Raw genomic sequence first — 18,993 nt, forward strand, 5'->3', positions numbered from 1 at the left:
TGCACACCCTGCTCACCAAGCATCGCTAGCCCACCACGATGCAACCACCACTAGAAACCGCCCAACGGCCAACACGGCGGCGAGTTGCGGCCTAGAGCTTCGCGCCGATCTCGGTGGGCGGGGGTCCTCGGCCGCGGTCCTGAACGGCGTCGAACATTCCGGTGCTGTGGTCGAATCGAGTCGAATTCAGCCCGCCTGGCGCATTGCTCGTTGACAGGAGCGAACCCGGGTGGTGACAGTCATCGTGATCCTGGCCCGTGATTCCCCTGCCATGGAGAGACAATGACATTCTTCCGAAAGCGGTTCCTGCTGCCCTTGGCAGTCCTCATCGCCCAGTTCACCTTGGCGGCAGGCGCGGGCGAGGCCGTGGCCGCCCAGGCCGGAAAAGATCGCGCGGCCGGCGGTCCGATGGCGCACGTCGCGGCGATGCAGCCGGGCTGGAACCTCGGCAACACGCTGGACTCCACCGGCGGCGACGAGACCTCCTGGGGCAACCCGCGCGTCACGGAATCGTTGCTGCGCAACGTGAAGGCCCAGGGCTTCAAGAGCATCCGGATCCCGGTCACCTGGACCCAGCACACCGGTCCGGCGCCGGAGCACCAGATCCGGCCCGAGTACCTCAACCGCGTCAAGGAGGTGGTCCGCTGGGCGCTGGCGAACGGCCTCTACGTCATGATCAACCTCCATCACGACTCGTGGCAGTGGATCCTGAACATGCCGTCGGATCACACCGGTGTGCTCAGCCGCTACAACACCATCTGGACCCAGCTGGCCACCGCGTTCAAGGAGTTCCCGCCGGCCCAGCTGACCTTGGAGAGTGTCAACGAGCCGCAGTTCACCGGTAGCTCCGGCGTTGTCCAGGAGGCGCGGTTGCTGCACGAGCTGAACGCCTCCTTCCGCGACATCGTGCGCCGCTCCGGCGGCAACAACGCCACTCGCCTGCTCGTGCTGCCGACCCTGCACACCTCCGCCGAGCAGGCCCGCCTGGACGAGCTGGCGACCTCGATCCGCGGGTTCAACGACCCGAACCTGATCGCGACAGTGCACTACTACGGCTACTGGCCGTTCAGCGTGAACGTCGCGGGCGGCACGCACTTCGACGCCACCGCCCAGAAAGACGTCACCGACTTCGTCGACCGCGTGCACAACACCTTCCTCGCGCGCGGCGTCCCGGTGATTCTCGGCGAGTACGGCCTGCTCGGTTTCGATCGGCACACCGGCACCATCCAGCAGGGTGAGAAGCTGAAGTTCTTCGAGTACCTCGGCTACCAGGCGCGCCTGCGCAAGATCACCACGATGTTGTGGGACAACGGCCAGCACCTCGGCCGCACCTCGTTCCAGTGGCGCGACCCGGAACTGGCCGCACAGATCAAGTCGAGCTGGACGACCCGCTCCGCCACCGCGTCCACCGACCAGGTGTTCAGCGCCCGGTCCAGCGCCCTCAGCGCCAAGACGATCACGTTGAACCTCAACGGAACCTCGTTCTCGGGGCTGCGCCATGGCAACACCGAACTGGTGCGCGGCGCCGACTACACCGTGTCCGGGGGCCAGCTCACCCTGACCGCCTCGGCGATGACCAGGCTGAGCGGATCGCGGCAGTACGGCATCAACGCGGTGTTGTCGGCCCGCTTCGCCAGTGGCCTGCCGTGGCGGTTCAACCTCATCACCTACGACCAGCCGGTATTGGCCAACGCCAACGGCACGACGAGTTCGTTCGCGATCCCGACGACCTTCCGCGGTGACCTGCTCGCCACGATGGAGGCCAAGTACGCCGACGGCGCCAACGCGGGCCCGCACGAGTGGACCTCCTTCAAGGAGTTCGACCGCGCGTTCGCCCCCAACTACGCCACCGGGGCCACCACCTTGACGCCGGAGTTCTTCGCCGCGGTCAAGGACAACTCGCGGGTGACGCTCACCTTCCACTACTGGAGCGGCGCCAAGGTGACCTACTACCTCACCAAGTCGGGCGGCACGGTCACCGGCACCGTCCTGCCAGGTCGCTGAGGATGGTCTCGTTGGGGCTGTGGTCGGGGTACTGGGTCCAGTAGAGCCAGGTTTACGCGCCGACGGCGTTGGCTGTTCAGCGAAGGGCGGGTCGATGCGGTGGTCGGGCTGGATCAAGGCGACCAGGCGACGCCACCGTGCGGCGGGGAGCAGTCGCGGGGGTCGCGGACGGCAGGCGAATCCCTCAGCCGGGTGGGGCCACGGCCCACAGGGTCGTGGTTTCTGCCAAGGGGAAACCGCACTGGTCGACGAGTTCGCGGGCGCGCGCCCGGTAACCGGCGGCCTGGTCTGGTTCGCCGAGCTGTTCGTAACTGGCGCCCAGGCCTTGGAGCGCGCGGACCTGGTGCAGCGTGTCGCCGATCTCCACGGCGATGACGAGGGACCGCTGGTGGTGTTCGACGGCGGCGGCCGCCTCGCCGAGGGCCTGGAGGGCGAAGCCGAGGCAGAACAGGTCTGAGCCCGTGGTGTACCGGTCCCCCGCCGCGGTGGACAGCGCCAGGGATTCCGCGAGTCGCTGCCTGCCCTCCTCCGCCCGGCCCAGGCGTACCAGCGCGATGCCCATGCCGTTGAGCCCGTTCCACTCCAGGGAGTCGACGCCGCCCGCCACCCTGGCGATCTCCACCGTGGCCTGGTGGTGTTCGAGCGCGCGCTGGTAGTCGCCCATCCAATGGTGCACGAATCCGGCGCCCAGGTGGGCGTTGGCGCACAGGTAGGCGTTGTCGAAGTCGCTGCCGATCTTCAACGCCTGCTCGAACTCGGCCAGCGCCTGCTCGTACTCCGCCAGCCGCCAGTGGGTCAGGCCCAGCCCGCAGAGTCCCTCCGCCTCGGCCGGCCGGTCACCCACTGCCCTGGCATGATCCACCGCCCGCTGGAAGCGGGTCGCCGACTCGGCGAAACGGTTGAGGTGCCAGTAGGTCAGGCCCAGGCACGCCGAGGTCACCGCGGTCAGCTCCGCGTCGCCGAGGTCCAGGACGAGCCGGCCGAGGCTGAGCGCGGTGTCGTAGTGCCCGAGTGCGTCCAGCATCCGCAGCACCCCTCTGACCAGTCCGGGCAGACCGGGCAACCAGCCCTGCCGGGCGGCGTGCGTGGTAGCGGCGACCAGGTTGGCCACCTCGGGCAGCAGTGCGGGGGAAAGGAATTTCCCGACCTGATCCTGGTAGTGCGCGAGCAGCCTGCGCAACGCCTCCTCGGCCGCACCGGCGTGTTCGGCGGCGTAGCGGCGGACCAGGTCGTGCATGCGGTAGCGGCCAGGGACGTGTTCCTGGACCAGGTGCACCGCGGCCAGTTCACGGAGCCGGGCGCGGACGGTGGGTTCGCCGGCCCCGGCCAGGACCGCGGCCGCGGGCAGGCCGAGGTCCGGGCCGGGCGCCAGGGCGAGCAGGCCGGCCAGGTTCACCGCGCCGGCGGAGAGAACCTGGTAGGTGGTGGCGAAGACGGTGCGCAGGTTGCTGGCCGGCTCGCCGGAGTCCAGGGCGTCCAGGCGGGTGTCCTCGTCGCGGAGCTCCTCGGCCAGTGCCGCGAGTGGGAAGCCGGGGTGGGTGGCGGCGCGGGCGGCCACGATGCCCAGGGCCAGCGGCAGCCGGGCGCAGCGGGCCAGCAGCTCGGCCACGGCCTGTGGTTCGGCGGCCACCCGGTCGGCGCCGAGGTAGCGGGCGAGCAGGTGCTGGGCGTCGGGTTCGGTGAGGACGTCCATGGGCAGTGTGCGGACGCCGTGCGTGGCGAGCAGGCCGTCCAGGCGGTGGCGGCTGGTGATCACCACGGTGCAGGCAGGGCTGCCGGGCAGCAGTGGCCGCACGTGGTCGGCGTCGCGGGCGTTGTCCAGCACGATGAGCAGGCGGCGGCCGGCGACCAGGCTGCGGTAGAGGGCGGCTTGGGCGTGTTCGTCCACCGGGACGGCGGCGGCGGGCACGCCGAGGGCGTCCAGGAAGCCGCGCAGGGCCACCGCGGGGGGCATCGGCTGGGCGATGGGGTCGAAGCCGCACAGATTGACGTGCAGCTGGCCGTCCGGGAAGGCGGCCAGGTTCGCGTGCGCCCAGTGCAGGGTGAGCGCGGTCTTGCCGACGCCACCGATCCCGCCGACCGCGGATACCGCGACCGTGCCGCCCGGGGTCAGCACCTGGTCGAGGCGGGCCAGTTCGGCGCCCCGGCCGGTGAACAGGCTGGGCGGGGCGGGCAGTTGCGCGGGTGTGGTGGCCGGCCGTGGCCGCCCGCCGGGCAGCTCGAACCGAGCGTGGTCTTCGATGAGTTCGGCCAGTGGCCGGTCGGGGAAGCGGGCGGCCCGTGCACCGGCCAGCACCAGCGCCAGGGGCAGTCCACCGGAGCGGTCGATCAGCTGCTCGACGGCCTGGGGATCGGTGCGGAGGCGGTGTTCGCCAAGGCCGTGCCGCAGCAAGCCCAGCGCCTCGGTCCGGGACAGCCCGCCGAGGGTGATCCGGTGCGCGCCCGCGGTGGCGCTCAGACCGGGCAACGGGACTCGTGCGGTGAGCACGACCAGGCAGCCGGGGATCGGCGCCAGCGGCCTGATCTGCTCGGCGTCCTGTGCGTTGTCCAGCAACAGGAACACCTGCCGCCTGGCCAGCACGGTGCGCAGCAGCGCTACGCGTTCGGGCAGCGTGCCCGGGATGTCCGCCGACCGCACGGACAGCGCGCGCAGCAGCACCTCCAGCGCCGAGGCCGCCGACATCGGCCCGGTGTCGCCGTGGCCGTCCAGATCCAGGTACAGCTGCCCGTCCGGGAACTGTCCGGCGATCCGATGCCCCCAGTGCACGGCCAGGGCCGTCTTGCCCACGCCGGCGGAGCCCTCGATCACCACCATCGTGCCCACCCGCCGGTCCGGCGGGCCCAGGAGGTCCTCGAGCGCGGCCAGTTCCGCGGTCCGCCCGGCGAAGTGCCGGATGTCGGCGGGCAGCTGGCGAGGGACCAGGGTGCGCACGGCCGGGGTCCCGGCCAGCAATGACAGGTGCAGCCCGCGCAGCGCCGGTCCTGGTTCCACGCCGAGTTCCTCGGCCAGCAGCGCGCGGCAGGCGGCGTACTCGGCCAGCGCCTCGGCCCCGCGGCCGGCCGCGACCAGCGCCCGGATCAGCAACAGCCACAACGATTCCCGCAGTGGGTGGCCGCCGAGCAGCCCACGCAACCGCTCCGGCAAGCCGGTCAGGCGCTGCTCGGCCAGGTCCAGTTCGGCCAGCCGTTCCTCGGCCGCCAGCCGCCGCTCGCCCAGCGCCTGCCGCCTGCCGGGGGCGAGCAGGTGCGGCTCCCCGCGCCACTCGGTCAGGGCCCGGGTCAGCAGCTGCCGCGCGAGCGCGGGCCCCTGCTCCGCCGCCTGCTCGGCCAGCCGGGTGAACCGGGCGACATCCACCGCCTCGGCAGGCAGCTCCAGCCGGTAGCCGTGGCTGTCGGTGGCGATCACGTGCTGGCCGAGCACCCGGCGCAACCGCATCACATAGGTCTGCACCGCGCCCTTGGCACTGGCGGGCAACTCCGCGCCGCGCCACACCTCCGCCACCAGCGAATCGGCCGGGACCGTGCGGCCGACCTCAAGCGCCAGCGCCGCGAGCAGCACTCGCTGCCGATCACTGCTGAGCACCACATCCCGGCCGTCCACCCGCACGCGGAAAGAGCCGAGCAACGCGATCTCGATCCGCGGAACCAGTGCCAACTCCGCTCCCAGGATGAGCCGTCGCGCCAGTCTAGCCACGCGGACCACCGGTGACACCAATCCGACAGTGCCGTGCCAGTGGCCGGGGGCAAGGTCATCTCCGCTGTCGACGGATGCTCACTGGGGGAATTCGCGGTGCTGAAACGCCTGCTCATGGGGATGGCGGTGCTCGCTGTCGTGGCCTTCGCCGCGGTGGTGGTGACGATGGCCACGACCCGCCCGGAGGGTCCCGGCCCGGCGCCGCTGCCCGCGCTGGACGACCACGCGGCGCTGGCGCAGGCCGAACAGGCGCTCATCCGCGAGTGCATGCGCGAACTCGGGTTCGAGTACCGGGTCAGCGCACCGTCGACCGCGCCGCCCAGGCGGGATTTTCCCTACGCGCTGGACGATCCCGCCTGGGCGGCGGCCCACGGCTACGGACCCGCCCCGGAGCCCCCGGCCGAGAATCCCAACCAGAGCTACTACGCGCGGCAGCCGCGCGGGCGGGCCGAGGCGGCGCTCAAGGCCATCCACGGGGACCGGCCCCGCGCGTTGAGCGTGCGGGTGCCGGGCGGCGCGCTGACCACGCGCAGCGACAACGGTTGTCAGGCCGAGGCGGAGGCCCGGCTCTACGGCGAACTGGCCGAGTGGTTCAAGGCCGAGACCGTGGTGCGGGAACTGCCGTCACTGCGACGTTCGCGGGTGCTCGCCGACCCGCGGTTCGCCGCGGCGGCCGGTTCCTGGGCCGACTGCATGCGCGCCGAGGGCCACCCGCACGCCACCCCGGCCGAGGCCCGCGCCGCGCTGCCGCTGCCAGCCGAGGCCGAGCGGAAGCTCGCCGTCGCCGAAGCCGGCTGCGCCGTGCGCACGGGATTCGCCGCCGCGGCAACGACCCTTGACCGGGAGCACGACACCCGGCTCAACCGGGAGTTCCAGTCCGAAGTGGACACCGAACGGAGACTGCGCGCGGACGCGGTGCCACGCGCCCGCGCGGTGCTGGCCGCCACCCGCTGAGACTCCACAACCTCTGTCCGGCAACCGAAAGAAGGAACACCATGAAGATCCGTAGCATCCGCACCCGGCTGGCCGCCGTCGCCGCGGCGGTCGCCATCCTGCCCGCGGCGGCCCAGCTCGCCCACGCCGGGGAACCCGGGGCGGTGGCCGCCGCACCGGACGGCCGGGTCCTGATCTGGAGTGGATACCACTACACCGACTACTGCAACGCCTGGGCCAGCAGCCCCGACACCCTGGGGCCCTGCCACGACACCACCTCCTCGGTGTGCAACCGCGGCTGGGTGGGCGACTTCGACGACGTGTGGCTTTTCCAGCACACCCACTACCAGGGCGCCAAGCGGGGCCTCTACAACGCGCGGTGCATCGACGACCTGCGCAACTTCAAGTTCGACGCCTCGAACATCTCGATGGACAACCAGATCAGCTCCATGAAGTGGACCAACCTGGCCTGATCGGCCGTCGGAGAACTGGGGAGAGAGGAAGCACGTGAGACGTCGAAGATGGCAGGCGCCGGTCGTTGTGCTGGCGACAGTGGTGGCCACGGTCCCGATGGGGCTGGCGCCGCCCACCGCGGCGGCGGCGCCCGCCGCGCCCGCTCAGGCCGCGGTGGCCGAGGAACGCCGAACCGAACTGCTCGGCCGGGACTGGCGCGCCTCGCGGGATCGCGCGGTGACCACCACCGGTGACCAGCACGGGCTGCACCTGCTGGTGGCCGAGGAGAGCAACGGCTACCGCTGGCGCACCGCGGCCAGTCTGCGCGAGCCGGGACTGGAGGCCGACCAGTGGATCGGCAACGCCTGTGTGACCGCCTCCGGCGACCGGGCCGTGGTGGCGTACGCGCCCAGGACGTTCACCAACCGGGCCGAGCTGTTCGACCGGGGCGCGTTCACCGCCGTGGTTGACCTGCGCACCGGCGCGGTCGCCAGGCTGCGCGCGCGGTCCAGCCTCGCCTACTTCAGCCCGTCCTGCGGCGCGGGTGAGCAGGCGGTGCTGACCCAGGCCGGGGACGAGGACCTCGGGCGCACCCGCTTGCTCAGGGTGGACGCGGCCAAGGCCGCGGTGCTGGCGCCCATCGAGGTGCCCGGCCAGCTCACCTCCGCGGTGCCCACCGAGCAGGGCATCGTGGCCGCGGACAGCGGCGCGGTGGTGCGGGTCGATGAGAAGGGGCACCGGCACTTCCTCGCCGCCACCGCGGGCGTGCCGTTCAAGCTCGCCGCGGACGGCGCCGGCGGTGTGGTGTACCTGGAGCGCGTCGGCCAGGACCAGGTGGCGGCGCGGCGGGTCGACCAGGCCCGGCGGAGCGTGACCACGGTCGAGTCCGGTGGGCTGACCGCGCTGGATGTGACCTCCGGCCGGGGTGGGCAGGTGTTCGTCACCGGCGCGGCCAAGGCGAAAACGGTCCAGGGGGTCCAGGTGCTCGCCGTGCCCGCTGGCGCGCAGCCGTCCACCAGGGGCGGTCTCGCGGTGACCTCGGTGAAGGGCGAGACGGCCGATCCGAGAGCGCGGGTGCCCAGCAGGGCGCCGCAGGCGGTGACCCTGTCCGCGACCTCCTTGCGCACCGGCATGGCCATCGAGTTCCGCGCCCAGCCCGAGCACCTGCCCCCGCCGGAGCAGCCCGCAGCCGCCTCGCCCGCCGCGACGGCCGCCGGTGATCCGCACGACCCGGCCGACACCGCGGACCGGTTCTGCTCGGTGGCCCGCAACAATCCCCGCGACCAGGCCATGCAGCCCCGGCCCCGGCAGGTGGAGTGGGCGGTGAACCAGGCGGTGCGCGGCGCGCTGATGGTGCAGCGACCGGGGAACTGGAAGAACCTGGGCATGCCCGGCTACCAGCCGCAGGCGCTGTTCCCGCCGATCCTGCTCGTCGAGGGCACGCACGTGCCCGCGCAGGTGATGCTGGGCATCGCCGCCCAGGAGTCCAACCTGTGGCAGGCGGGCCGGTACGCGGTGCCAGGGGTCACCGCCAACCCGCTGATCGGCAACTACTACGGCATCGACTACTACAACGGCGATCCGGCCGATGACTGGACGATCGATTTCAGCAAGGCCGACTGCGGCTACGGCGTCACCCAGGTGACCGACGGCATGCGCCTGGCCGGCCGGACCAAACCGGGCGAGGTGGCGCTGCCGTACCAGACCCAGCGCGCGGTGGCCCTGGACTTCGCGGCCAACATCGCCGCCGGGCTGCGCATCCTGCAGGCCAAGTGGAACCAGGTGGCCTCGGCCGGGCTGAAGGTGAACAACGGGGACTCCGCGAAGCTGGAGAACTGGTTTTTCGCCGTGTGGGCCTACAACTCGGGCTTCTATCCGAACAAGGGCGACGGCTCGCCGTGGGGCCTTGGCTGGCTGAACAACCCGGCCAACCCGAAGTACCCGGCCAACCGCGCGCCGTTCCTGGAGTACACCTACGAGGACGCCAAGAACCCACAGCGCTGGCCGTACCCGGAGAAGGTGCTGGGCTGGGCCGGTCACCCGGTCGAGATCATCGACACCCCGGGCAACCTGGTGGCCGGGTTCCGGCCTGCGTGGTGGAACGGCGACGCGACCACCGGACCGGCCAACCGGCGGGCGGTCAAACCACCGGTCAACCAGTTCTGCGACCCCAGCAACCAGTGCCACCCCGAACGGCCCAGGGTCACTCCGAACGCGCCGGAGGTCGTCGGCGAGCCTGCCGGGCCCTGCTATCACCAGAACGGCGCCGGGCAGTACGACCTGAAGTGCTGGTACCACCAGTCGAACACGTGGAAGGCCGACTGCGCCTACAGCTGCGGCAACGAGCTGCTGCGGTTCGACCCCGGGTACGCCTACCAGGAGGACGTGGCCAGCTACCCGCCGACCTGCGACCTGCGCGGCCTGCCGCAGGGCGCGCTCATCGTCGACGACGTGCCCGATGGCACCCCGTCGGTGCGGCCGGACTGCGCCCGCCCGTGGACCAACGCGGGCACCTTCACCCTGTCCTACCAGAACGACGCGAGCGGACGGCAGCCCGGCAAGATCGACACTCACCAGATCGGCGGCGGTTTCGGCGGCCACTTCTGGTTCACCCACGCCCGCACCCCGGGCATGGAGGGCGGCAAGCTCGAGACCAAGGCGACCTGGCGGCTGGGGCAGCCCCGCACCGGGCCGATGAAGATCATGGTGGCGCTGCCCGACCACGGCGCGCACACCAACCTGGCCCGGTACCAGATCACCGGCGCGGATGGTCCCAGGGTCAAGGTGACCGCGCAGCCGGGCGCGGGCAACCGCTGGGTGTCCCTCGGCACCTACCAGTTCAGCGGCGCGCACCCGGCGGTGACGCTGTCCTCGGTGACCGAGGACGGGGACGGGGTGCGCGACATCGCCTTCGACGCGGTGGCCTTCGTGCCGATCAACGGGACCTACCGCGAGGAGTCCGTCGAGGCGGTGGCCATCTTCGACGAGAACCAGAACATCGACACCCCGTTCCCCGGCTCGGCGCTCGGCGGGATCATCAAGGACCGGCAGACGCTGTTCGACTGGGCCTTCGACACCTCCTCGGCGATCCACCGGCTGCCCCGGTGCACCAGCGCCCCGCACTCCGGGTGCGTGCCGCAGAACCTGGGCACCTTCGCCGAGGTGTGGCGGGACGAGGTGCTCGCCGCGGGCACGGATCCGGTCAACCACCCACCCGGCCGGAGCATCGCGGGCTGGATCGGCTTCGCCAACACCAATCTGGACCGGCCGACTGACAACCGGCGACCCGCGCACTTCGACAACGACAACCGCTACAAGCTCAAGAGCAAGACCGTGGTGTCCTTCGTCGCCGACGACACCGGGAAGATCGTGCCCGGCAGCGAGTCGGTGCGGTATGAGAATCGCAGCGGCATCACCCACCTGCCGAAGTTCCTGCTGAACCTGGTGACCGACCTCAACCGCGCCTACGGCACGGCCGTGCCGGACTTGCGGTACAGCATGCCGGACCTGCTGGTGCACGACGGGGTGTGGCGCACCGTCGACCCGCTGGCCACCGGCGGCATGCCGGGCAGGGCGTTCCACCACATCGGCATCGCGCCCAGGCTGGTGGACCTCGATCCGGCCGCGGGCAACGGCAGCGAATGTGTGCAGACCCTGGGCACCGCGGGCGGCATGATCGCCTACCGGCCGATGCTCAGCCAGTCCGGGCCAACCACCGCCATGCGCAACTGGATGTCCACTGTGGACACCAACGTCCGGGTGCCCGACCCGGTCAAGGAGCTGGTCCGCCAGTCCTACAGCACGTTCTTCGCCAACGACGGCGTGGCGGGCCTGGGCTCCAGCCCGTTCACCCAGGCGGCGCCGATCTGGCAGGAACTCAGCTTCCTCGCCTGTGCGGACGGGATCATCAGGAAGGCCAAACCGGAGGTGCCGGTGCTGACCGCGAGCTTCATGCCGGACCAGTACCTCTACCACAACGGCCTGGCCATCGACCGCGACGGCAACCGGGTCAACGGGGCCGCCCCGGTGCTCAAGGGGGACTTCCAGAACTTCAGCTCGCTGCCCAACGACATCAGCGACAACGCCTACCGGGCGTGCGGCGCGGCCAAACCCGAACGCACGGGCAACCCGTGGCAGATCAGCGCGAGTCCGGATCCCGGGATCAACCCGACCCGCGCGTTCTTCTGCCGCACCCACGGCATCCCCGCCGATCCGGCGCACTCCAGCAACCACTAGGGGGATCGATGAGCAGAAGACGGATGAGATGCGCCGCACTGGTGCTGGCGCTGCTTGGTTCCTTCAGCACGGCCGCGGTGGCCACCGCGGCCACCGAAAAGCAGACCAGGGACGGTGTTTTCGGACCGGACTGGCAGAAATCGGGCGACCGCCTGTGGACCACCACCGGTGACGCCGACGGGTTCCACGTGCTGGTCGCGGATGCCGCGCAGGACTACGGCTGGCGCACCGCGGCCACGCTGTCCCGTCCCGGCATGGACACCGACCGGTGGATCGGCAACGCCTGCCTGAGCGCATCGGGCAGGCACGCGGTGGTGGTGTACGCGCCGCGCGCCTTCGCCTCCGACGAGCAGCTCTTCGCCAGGGGCGGCTACACCGCGGTGGTCGATCTGGACACCGGGCAGGTCCGTGACCTGCCGGTGCGCACCACCCTGGCCTACTTCAACCCCGGCTGCGGCGCGGCCGACACCGTGGCACTGACCCAGGCGGGGGAGAACGACCTCGGCCGGACCAGGGTCATCACCGTGGAAGCCGCCACCGGCAAGGAACGCGGCCGGGTCGAGATCCCCGGCCAGGCAACCTCCGCGGTGCCGGCAGGCGACTCCCTGGTGATCGCCAGCGCCGGACAGCTGGAACGGGTGGCGCCCACCGGGGTGCGCACCCGGATCGCCCCCAGCAAGGGGGTGGCGCACCGGTTGATCCCCGACGCCGGGGGCGGGGTGGTCTTCACCGACCTGGACGGCACGACCAGCCGGGTGCGGCGGTTCGCGGGCAAGGACACGACCACGCTGGCCACCGGCGCCCTCGGCGAGGTCGGCACCACCGCAGGCGCCGGAGGCCGAGTTTTCATCCACGGCGGGGCCAAGGCGGTTGACGCGTTGCCGCCGTCGGTCACCGCGGTGGCCGCGCCCGCGCAGGCCCAGGTGTCCACGCTGGGGCGGACCGCGGTCACCGGGCTGAGCGCGGTGGCCGGTCAGCCCGCGCGGATCCAGCTCGACGTGACCGGCACCGGCAGCGGGAAGTCCGTTCAGTCCACTGTGGACAAGAAGGTGGCCGGGGGACGAGCGAAGCCCGCGGCGGCCAACGGTTCCGCTCCGGCCGCCCCGGCCGCCCAGTCCTCCTCGATCGATGACGGGGCGGTGTGCTCGGTGCTGCGCAACGACCCCCACCTCCAGGTGTACCAGCCCTCGCCCCGGCAGGTGGAGTGGGCGGTGGACTACGCGGTGGTGTCCGAACTGAAGGTGCTGCGCCCGCCGGACTGGAAGGGCAACGGCCTCGGCGCGTACCGGCCGCAGGACTTCTTCCCGCTGCCCGCGCTGCGCAACGGCGGCCGCGTTCCGGCGCAGGTGCTGCTCGGGGTGCTCGGCCAGGAGTCCAACCTGTGGCAGGCCAAGCGGCACGTGCTGCCCGGCCAGACCGGCAATCCGTTGGTGGGCAACTACTACGGCGTGGACTACTACAACGAATCCGAGGCCGACGACTGGACGATCCGGTGGGACAAGGCCGACTGCGGCTACGGGGTCGGCCAGGTCACCGACGGCATGCGGCAGCCGGGCAAACCGCATCCGAACAAGCCGAACGACAAGCCCCGCCCGCCCGCCCACCAGATGGCGATCGCGACCGACTACGCGGCCAACATCGCCGCCTCGCTGCAGATCCTGGTGGCCAAGTGGAACGAGCTGCAGGCCGCCGGGATCACGGTGAACAACAACGATCCGGCCAAGCCGGAGAACTGGTTCTACGCGCTGTGGGCCTACAACTCCGGCTACCACGTGCCGGGCGAGGCAGGCACGAACGGCGCCTACGGGCTCGGCTGGGGCAACAACCCGGTCAACCCCAAGTACCCGCCGGACCGCCAGCCCTTCGGCAAGCGCCCGTCGGACTTTGCCAAGCCACAGCAGTGGCCGTACCCGGAGAAGGTGCTCGGGTTCGCCGCCAACCCGCCCTCGGGCTACGAGGCGCCGGGCATGGAGGTGCCGTTCTTCCGCGCCGCGTGGTGGGGTGGCGGGGACAGCGCGCCGCTCAACCGGGACCGGGCGAAGCCGCCCGTCCAGCAGTTCTGCGACTCCTCCAACGACTGCTTCCCGGACCGGCCGTGGGTGCCGCCCACCGCGCCGGAGGTGGTCGGCGAGCCCGCCGGGCCGTGCCACCACGTCAACGCCAGAGGGCAGCGCGATCTCAAGTGCTGGTACCACAAATCGGCCACCTGGAAGCCGGACTGCGCGGCGACCTGTGGGAACGAGTTCCTGCGCTTCGACGGCGACAGGTACCGGACCGAGGAACCCGTGCGGCGGGACTCGGCGGGCAACGCGGTGACCACGATCAGCTACCCGCCCAGGTGCGTCACCACGGGCTTGCCGGTGGACGCGCTGGTGATCGACAACCTGCCCAACGACGTGCCGCCGGCCAGCGTGCCGGAGTGCTACCGGCCGTCCAACGCGGGTTCCTTCGAGCTGGACTTCGCCAGGGACCAGCACGGCATGCAGCCGGGCAAGATCGACCTGCACCAGGTCGGCGGTGGGTTCGGCGCGCACTTCTGGACCAGTGAGACCAAGGTCGCCCCTCGGGACGACTCGTTGCGGATCACCGGCACCTGGGCGCTCAACCGGCGGATCGACGGGGTGGCCAAGGTCTACGCGCACATCCCGGACCACCTGGCCGTCGCCGAGGTGAAGTACGAGATCGAGACCGCCTTGGGCACGGACGTCCGCACGGTGAAGCAGGCCGACGCTGAGGGGAGCGCGCCAGGACCCAACGGCGGGGTCGTCCAGGTGCGCGGCGGCAACCGGTGGGTGCGGCTGGGCTTCTTCCAGTTCAGCAACACGCCGAAGGTCCGGTTGAGCAACATCAACGCGCTCAGCTCACGCGGCGAGGTCGCCTTCGACGCCATTGCCTTCGTCCCCGGCGCGGTGGACGACCGGCCGGATGACGTGCTGGCCGCGATCGTCAACGGGCACAGCGGGAAGTGCATGGTGGTGGACAACAACTCCACCGCCGAGCGCGCCGTGGTCGAGCAGCGCGGCTGTGTGAACACCTTCACCGACCACTGGACGGTGCGCTACGACCACTACGGCGCGGCCCCCGGCGGCAACCCGCACAACTACCGCCTGATCAACCGTTCCAGCGGTAAGTGCCTCGCGGTGCCCAAGGACAAGAAGGACGTGCTGAACACGCTGGCCGTGCAGGTGGACTGCGCCAACGCCGCCTACATCACCACTTGGGGCTACGGCATCGCGGCGGGCTCGGTGCAGTACCTGCTCTCGCCCACCGGAGTGCCGAACCGGGTGCTGGTGGTCGCCGGTGACTCGCTCAACGACGACGCACCCGCGGTCCTCGGTGAGCAGAGTGAGACCGGCCCCACGCCGGTGTCGGCGATCTGGAACGCCAGACCGGTCAGCTGAGGTGAGCTCAGCCCTGTGCGCCACGCCTCGGCACGGCCGGGGAGTGGCGCACCGGGCGATCCACCCGGTGAAGGCATTCGTGGCGGGTTGATCCCGGTTGGCGCCGCGGACACTGGGGCGGATGTGCGTGGTGTCGTGGGCGAGGCCTGCAACCAGTCCAGTTCCGCAAGCTGGAGTCCGGCGCGGCCATCGGAAAAGCGCTGCTGGCGGGCGGGAAACGCTAGACCGGGTACAGCAGCGCACGGGACTCCCGGAACACCTCCTGGCCCACCGAGGCCCAGCCCTCCCGGAAGTCGGCGGGCACAGACGCGATGACGAAAGCGTGTGCGTGGCCGCGCATATACGCCTTCGCGTGGTCCAGTACGGCGTGCCACTCGCTTATGGTCAGGTGGGTGTGGATCAGCGGGAAGATGTCGCTTTCCTCTTCGTAGCGGGGTTCGTCGATGGTGGCGGAGACGCGCAGCGACTCGCCGCCGAGCTGCGCGCACTCCGAGTGGCACGCCGCCTGACCGACCGCGCAAAGCGGTGATCGTGGGGCTCAGTGTCGACGGGCCAGTCCAGGGGGAGTTGCCCGTCGCAGCCTGGCGATCAGGATGCTGGATAGCTGTCGAGCATTGAGGCGTCAGCGTCCCGCCTGGACTGCTGCTGCCGCAGGCTGCCGCAGACGCCGGGACTGCCGGTGGTCAGGACAACCGGCGGCTGATGGTCGCCGCCGCCGCGAGCACCAGCTCCGCCGTGCGGGGCTCGTCGAGCGGACCCAGTGCGACGACCCCGATGGCGGACTCCGGCGCCGCCCCGGTGACCGGGATCGCCGAGGCCAGGCCCCAGATCCCGTTCTCCAGCTCGCCGTAGCTCGTGGCGTAGCCCAGTTCGCGGGCGCGGCTGATCTCCACGCGCTCGTCCGGCTGCGGCGCGCGGGCGCCCAGGATCGCCAGGCCGCCCGCGCCGCGGTCTACCCGGTGGCGCAGGCCGACCGGGTAGGCGACGTGGGCCTGGCTGCGCACGGGTTCCACCACGGCCACGCTCACCGCCTCATCGCCGTCGAGCACGGCGACGAACGCGGTGGCGCCGGTGTGCTCCACCAGGCTGCGCAACTCGGGCCGGGCCAGTTCCTGCAGCGCCGGGCGCACCGCGCCGAACAGGCCGAGCGCGCCGAGTCCCATCTCGTAGCGCCCGTCCGCGGACTGGCTCACCAGTCCGTGCGCCGACAACGTGCCGAGTAGCCGGTAGGCCACGGTGCGGTGCACCCCGACCGCGCGGGCCAGTTCGGTGACGGTGAGTCCGCCGGGGGTGCGGGCGACCTCCTTCAACAGCCGGATGCCGTTGTCCAAGGTCTTCGACCCGGCGGCCGGCGGCGAGGTCTCCGCGGCGGCGCGCGGGCCCGCTCCTACTGGCGGCGTCATCCACCCACCTTCCTGAAGTCCGCAACCGGACATACCGGTTCCTACCTGCACGGTACCCGGGTGGCCTGCGTCGTCCTGGACCCGCTCGCTTGACCGGATTGCCGGGGTGACCTAGCTTCGCACACAGTGGTGCGCTATTCGCACCATGGGAGCGAATAGCGCACCATCTGGAATTGGGCGCCGCCCCTGTCCACAAAGGAGCTTCACTGTGGAGAACAACGTCGAGAGCCGATCGGTCAACGGGGGTGCGGTGCGCTCCTGGCGACTCTGGGCCACCCGGCACCGCGTTGCCGCCGCCCTGCTCGCCGGCCTGGTGGCAACCCATGTCGCCACCATCATCGGCTACTGGTTTCAGGGAGTCGGGCTGTCCCGGCTCGACTGGAACTCGGCCAACGGCTTCGTCTACACCCCATTCGGTTCCGCCATCGAGAAGTTCGTCATCGGCGGCGTGTTCCACTACCTCGACGGCATCGTGTTCGCGGTGGTCTTCGCCTGCGCGCTGCACCCGCTACTGCCTTGGCGTAACACGCAGTTCGGCAACCTGGCCAAGGGGCTGACGCTCGGCACGGCATTGGCCGTGGTCAGCGTCGCGTTCATGACACCCTACGTCTACGCGCCCGCCCGCGGCGCCGAGGCCGGCTTCCTCAGCCTCGATCTCGGCTGGAAGTACATCGTCGCGGTCTTCGTGTGGCACTGGATCTACGGCCTGCACCTCGCGCTCGTGTACAACCCGCTCCCCGATGACGAGCTGTCGCGCGGCTGACCGCGTTTCCGCACTCCTCGATCGGTTCTGACTGGAAGGAGCAACCGTGCCGCACTACCGCACTGTCGGCGAGGTGCCACCCAAGCGCCACACCCAGTTCCGCGCCCCGGACGGGCGGCTCTACCACGAGGAACTGGTGGGGGAGGAGGGCTTCTCCTCGGACTCCTCGCTGCTGTACCACAAGGAAATCCCGTCCGCGATCGTCGACGCCAGCACCTGGTCGCTGCCCGATCTGTCCACTGTGGACAATCATCCGTTGCGGCCGCGGCACCTCCAGTCGCACTCGCTGTTCGCCGATCCCGCCGCGTGCAACGTGGACCTGGTCAACGGACGCAGGCTGCTGCTTGGCAACAGCGACGTGCGCCTCTCCTACGTGGTCGCCGAGGCGGATTCTCCGTTGTACCGCAACGGGCTGGGCGACGAGTGCGTGTACATCGAGTTCGGCACCGCGATCATGGAATCGGTGTTCGGCTCGCTGGCGGTCGGACCGGGCGACTACGTCATCGTGCCCACGGCCACCACGCACCGGTGGCTGCCGACCGGCGACACACCCGTGCGCGCGTACTGCATCGAGGCGAACAGTCACATCGTGCCGCCCAAGCGGTACCTGTCGAGGTTCGGCCAGTTACTCGAACACGCGCCCTACTGCGAGCGCGACCTGCGCGCCCCGGCGGAACCGCTGACGCGGACCGGCGAGCACGTCAAGGTCTACCTCAAGCACCGCGGCAGCGTGCCCGGCGGCATCGTGGGCACGGTGCTGACCTACCCGACCCATCCTTTCGACGTGGTGGGCTGGGACGGCTGCCTCTACCCGTACGCCTTCAACATCGCCGACTTCGAGCCGATCACCGGGCGGGTGCACCAGCCGCCGCCGGTGCACCAGGTGTTCGAGGGCCACAACTTCGTGGTGTGCAACTTCGTGCCACGCAAGGTGGACTACCACCCGCTGGCCGTTCCGGTGCCCTACTACCACTCCAATGTGGACTCCGATGAGGTGATGTTCTACTGCGGCGGCGACTACGAGGCGCGCAAGGGTTCGGGGATCGGCCAGGGTTCGATCTCGTTGCACCCCGGCGGGCACGCGCACGGACCGGGGCCCGGTACGCCGGAGGCGAGTCTGGGCGCGGAGTTCTTCGACGAGCTGGCGGTCATGGTCGACACCTTCCGCCCGCTCGGACTGGGTGAGGGCGCCCTCGACTGCGAGGATCCGGCCTACGCGTGGTCCTGGAACGCCCGTCGGGACGGCGGTGCCGAGTGACCACCGGCACCTTGTTCGACGGCCTGTTCGACAACGCCGCGATCTTCCCGCCCGGCAACACCCCGATGGCCGAGGCGGTCCGCGGGCACGGCGGGCACACGGCGGCCTGGTACGGCGAGTACGTCGGCCCGTTCCTGTGCGGCGCGGAGCGGCTGCCGGAACTGCGTTCCCTGCTCGGTGACCGCGACGAACCACTGCCGCTAAGCCTGGTCGCCCCGAGTGCGGACCTCGCCACCGCGGTGGCCGAGGTCCTGGCCGAGCCCCGGATCGTGTTGCGCGCGGTCGAGGTCGCGCTCCCCGCTGCCGAAGCGGTGACCGCGGCAGGGCGGGTCGAGGCGACGCTGACCGAGCTGCTGCCGCCCGCGGTCACCGGCTACCTTCAGGTGCCGGTCACGGCCGAGTTTAAGTCCATAGTGGACAGAGTCGCGGCTGGTGGCCATCGGGCCAAACTCCGGACCGGCGGGCTGGAGGCGAGTGCGTTTCCCACGGAGCGGGTGGTCGCCGAGTTCGTGCTGGCCTGCCTGTCCCGCGGCGTGCCCTTCAAACTCACCGCCGGTCTGCACCATGCACTCCGCCACACCGCGCCGGAAACCGGGTTCGAGCACCACGGCTTCCTCAACGTGATCACCGCCGTGCACGCCGGAATCAACGGCGCCACCAGCGAGGAGATCGAACGACTGCTGGCCGAGCGGCACCCGCCTGCGGTGACCAGCTCGGTCCGCGCACTCGGCGAGCCGGACCGGTCCCTGGTCCGGGACGCCTTCGTCTCCTACGGCACGTGCGGCATCACCGATCCGATCACCGACCTGTGCCGGCTCGGCCTGCTCACCAACCCGTCCCGCTGAAGG

Annotated in this window: 10 protein-coding genes; 8 read left to right on the top strand and 2 right to left on the bottom strand. The window is 70.9% G+C overall.

Going from position 1 to position 18,993, the window contains the following annotated elements; all coding sequences use genetic code 11:
• Positions 1-282: 282 nt before the first annotated feature.
• Positions 283-2,004 (top strand): cellulase family glycosylhydrolase, encoded by a 1,722-nt coding sequence (locus MZC64_RS42895; RefSeq protein ID WP_247765389.1) that lies wholly within the window; start codon positions 283-285, stop codon positions 2,002-2,004.
• Between the two features lie 184 nt (positions 2,005-2,188).
• On the opposite strand, the gene MZC64_RS42900 is transcribed toward MZC64_RS42895, so the two are convergent.
• Positions 2,189-5,659 carry a BTAD domain-containing putative transcriptional regulator gene (locus tag MZC64_RS42900; protein ID WP_247765388.1) on the bottom strand — a complete coding sequence of 1,157 codons (3,471 nt, stop codon included), beginning with the start codon at positions 5,657-5,659 and terminating at the stop codon, positions 2,189-2,191.
• A 135-nt stretch (positions 5,660-5,794) separates the two neighbouring features.
• Here MZC64_RS42900 and MZC64_RS42905 point away from each other — a divergent pair, with 135 nt between their 5' ends.
• Genes MZC64_RS42905 through MZC64_RS42920 form a run of 4 tightly spaced genes read left to right on the top strand, consistent with a single transcriptional unit; the run spans position 5,795 to position 14,721 of the window.
• Positions 5,795-6,652 carry a hypothetical protein gene (locus MZC64_RS42905; protein ID WP_247765387.1) on the top strand — a complete coding sequence of 286 codons (858 nt, stop codon included), beginning with the start codon at positions 5,795-5,797 and terminating at the stop codon, positions 6,650-6,652.
• A 41-nt stretch (positions 6,653-6,693) separates the two neighbouring features.
• Positions 6,694-7,104, top strand: a complete 411-nt coding sequence (locus tag MZC64_RS42910) for a hypothetical protein (protein ID WP_247765386.1) — start codon at positions 6,694-6,696, stop codon at positions 7,102-7,104.
• Positions 7,105-7,138: 34 nt separating this feature from the next.
• Positions 7,139-11,320, top strand: coding sequence for a hypothetical protein (locus MZC64_RS42915; RefSeq protein WP_247765385.1), 4,182 nt, complete (start codon positions 7,139-7,141; stop codon positions 11,318-11,320).
• A gap of 8 nt (positions 11,321-11,328) precedes the next feature.
• Complete coding sequence (locus MZC64_RS42920) at positions 11,329-14,721, top strand: RICIN domain-containing protein (protein WP_247765384.1); 3,393 nt, start codon at positions 11,329-11,331, stop codon at positions 14,719-14,721.
• Positions 14,722-15,404: 683 nt separating this feature from the next.
• Here MZC64_RS42920 and MZC64_RS42925 read toward each other — a convergent pair.
• Positions 15,405-16,124, bottom strand: coding sequence for an IclR family transcriptional regulator (locus MZC64_RS42925; protein ID WP_247765383.1), 720 nt, complete (start codon positions 16,122-16,124; stop codon positions 15,405-15,407).
• 208 nt (positions 16,125-16,332) lie between these two features.
• On the opposite strand from MZC64_RS42925, the gene MZC64_RS42930 reads away from it, so the two are divergent.
• From MZC64_RS42930 to MZC64_RS42940, 3 genes are read left to right on the top strand one after another with little or no spacing between them, the layout of a single operon-like run.
• Positions 16,333-16,887, top strand: a complete 555-nt coding sequence (locus MZC64_RS42930; protein WP_247765382.1) for a hypothetical protein — start codon at positions 16,333-16,335, stop codon at positions 16,885-16,887.
• Positions 16,888-16,933: 46 nt separating this feature from the next.
• Positions 16,934-18,145: a homogentisate 1,2-dioxygenase gene (locus MZC64_RS42935; RefSeq protein WP_247765381.1), complete on the top strand. Its 1,212-nt coding sequence runs from the start codon at positions 16,934-16,936 to the stop codon at positions 18,143-18,145.
• Positions 18,142-18,990 carry a hypothetical protein gene (locus tag MZC64_RS42940; RefSeq protein WP_247765380.1) on the top strand — a complete coding sequence of 283 codons (849 nt, stop codon included), beginning with the start codon at positions 18,142-18,144 and terminating at the stop codon, positions 18,988-18,990. The genes MZC64_RS42935 and MZC64_RS42940 overlap by 4 nt, the downstream gene beginning before the upstream one ends.
• Positions 18,991-18,993: the final 3 nt, after the last annotated feature.

Source organism: Crossiella sp. S99.2, from assembly GCF_023094165.1.
In the GTDB taxonomy this organism is placed as follows: Bacteria; Actinomycetota; Actinomycetes; order Mycobacteriales; family Pseudonocardiaceae; genus Crossiella.

Bases quoted from the DNA above. Each gene is read 5' to 3' on its own strand.
- MZC64_RS42920 (WP_247765384.1), top strand. From the start codon at position 11,329: ATGAGCAGAAGACGGATGAGATGCGCCGCACTGGTGCTGGCGCTGCTT.
- MZC64_RS42910 (WP_247765386.1), top strand. From the start codon at position 6,694: ATGAAGATCCGTAGCATCCGCACCCGGCTGGCCGCCGTCGCCGCGGCG.
- MZC64_RS42895 (WP_247765389.1), top strand. From the start codon at position 283: ATGACATTCTTCCGAAAGCGGTTCCTGCTGCCCTTGGCAGTCCTCATC.
- MZC64_RS42925 (WP_247765383.1), bottom strand. From the start codon at position 16,124: ATGACGCCGCCAGTAGGAGCGGGCCCGCGCGCCGCCGCGGAGACCTCG.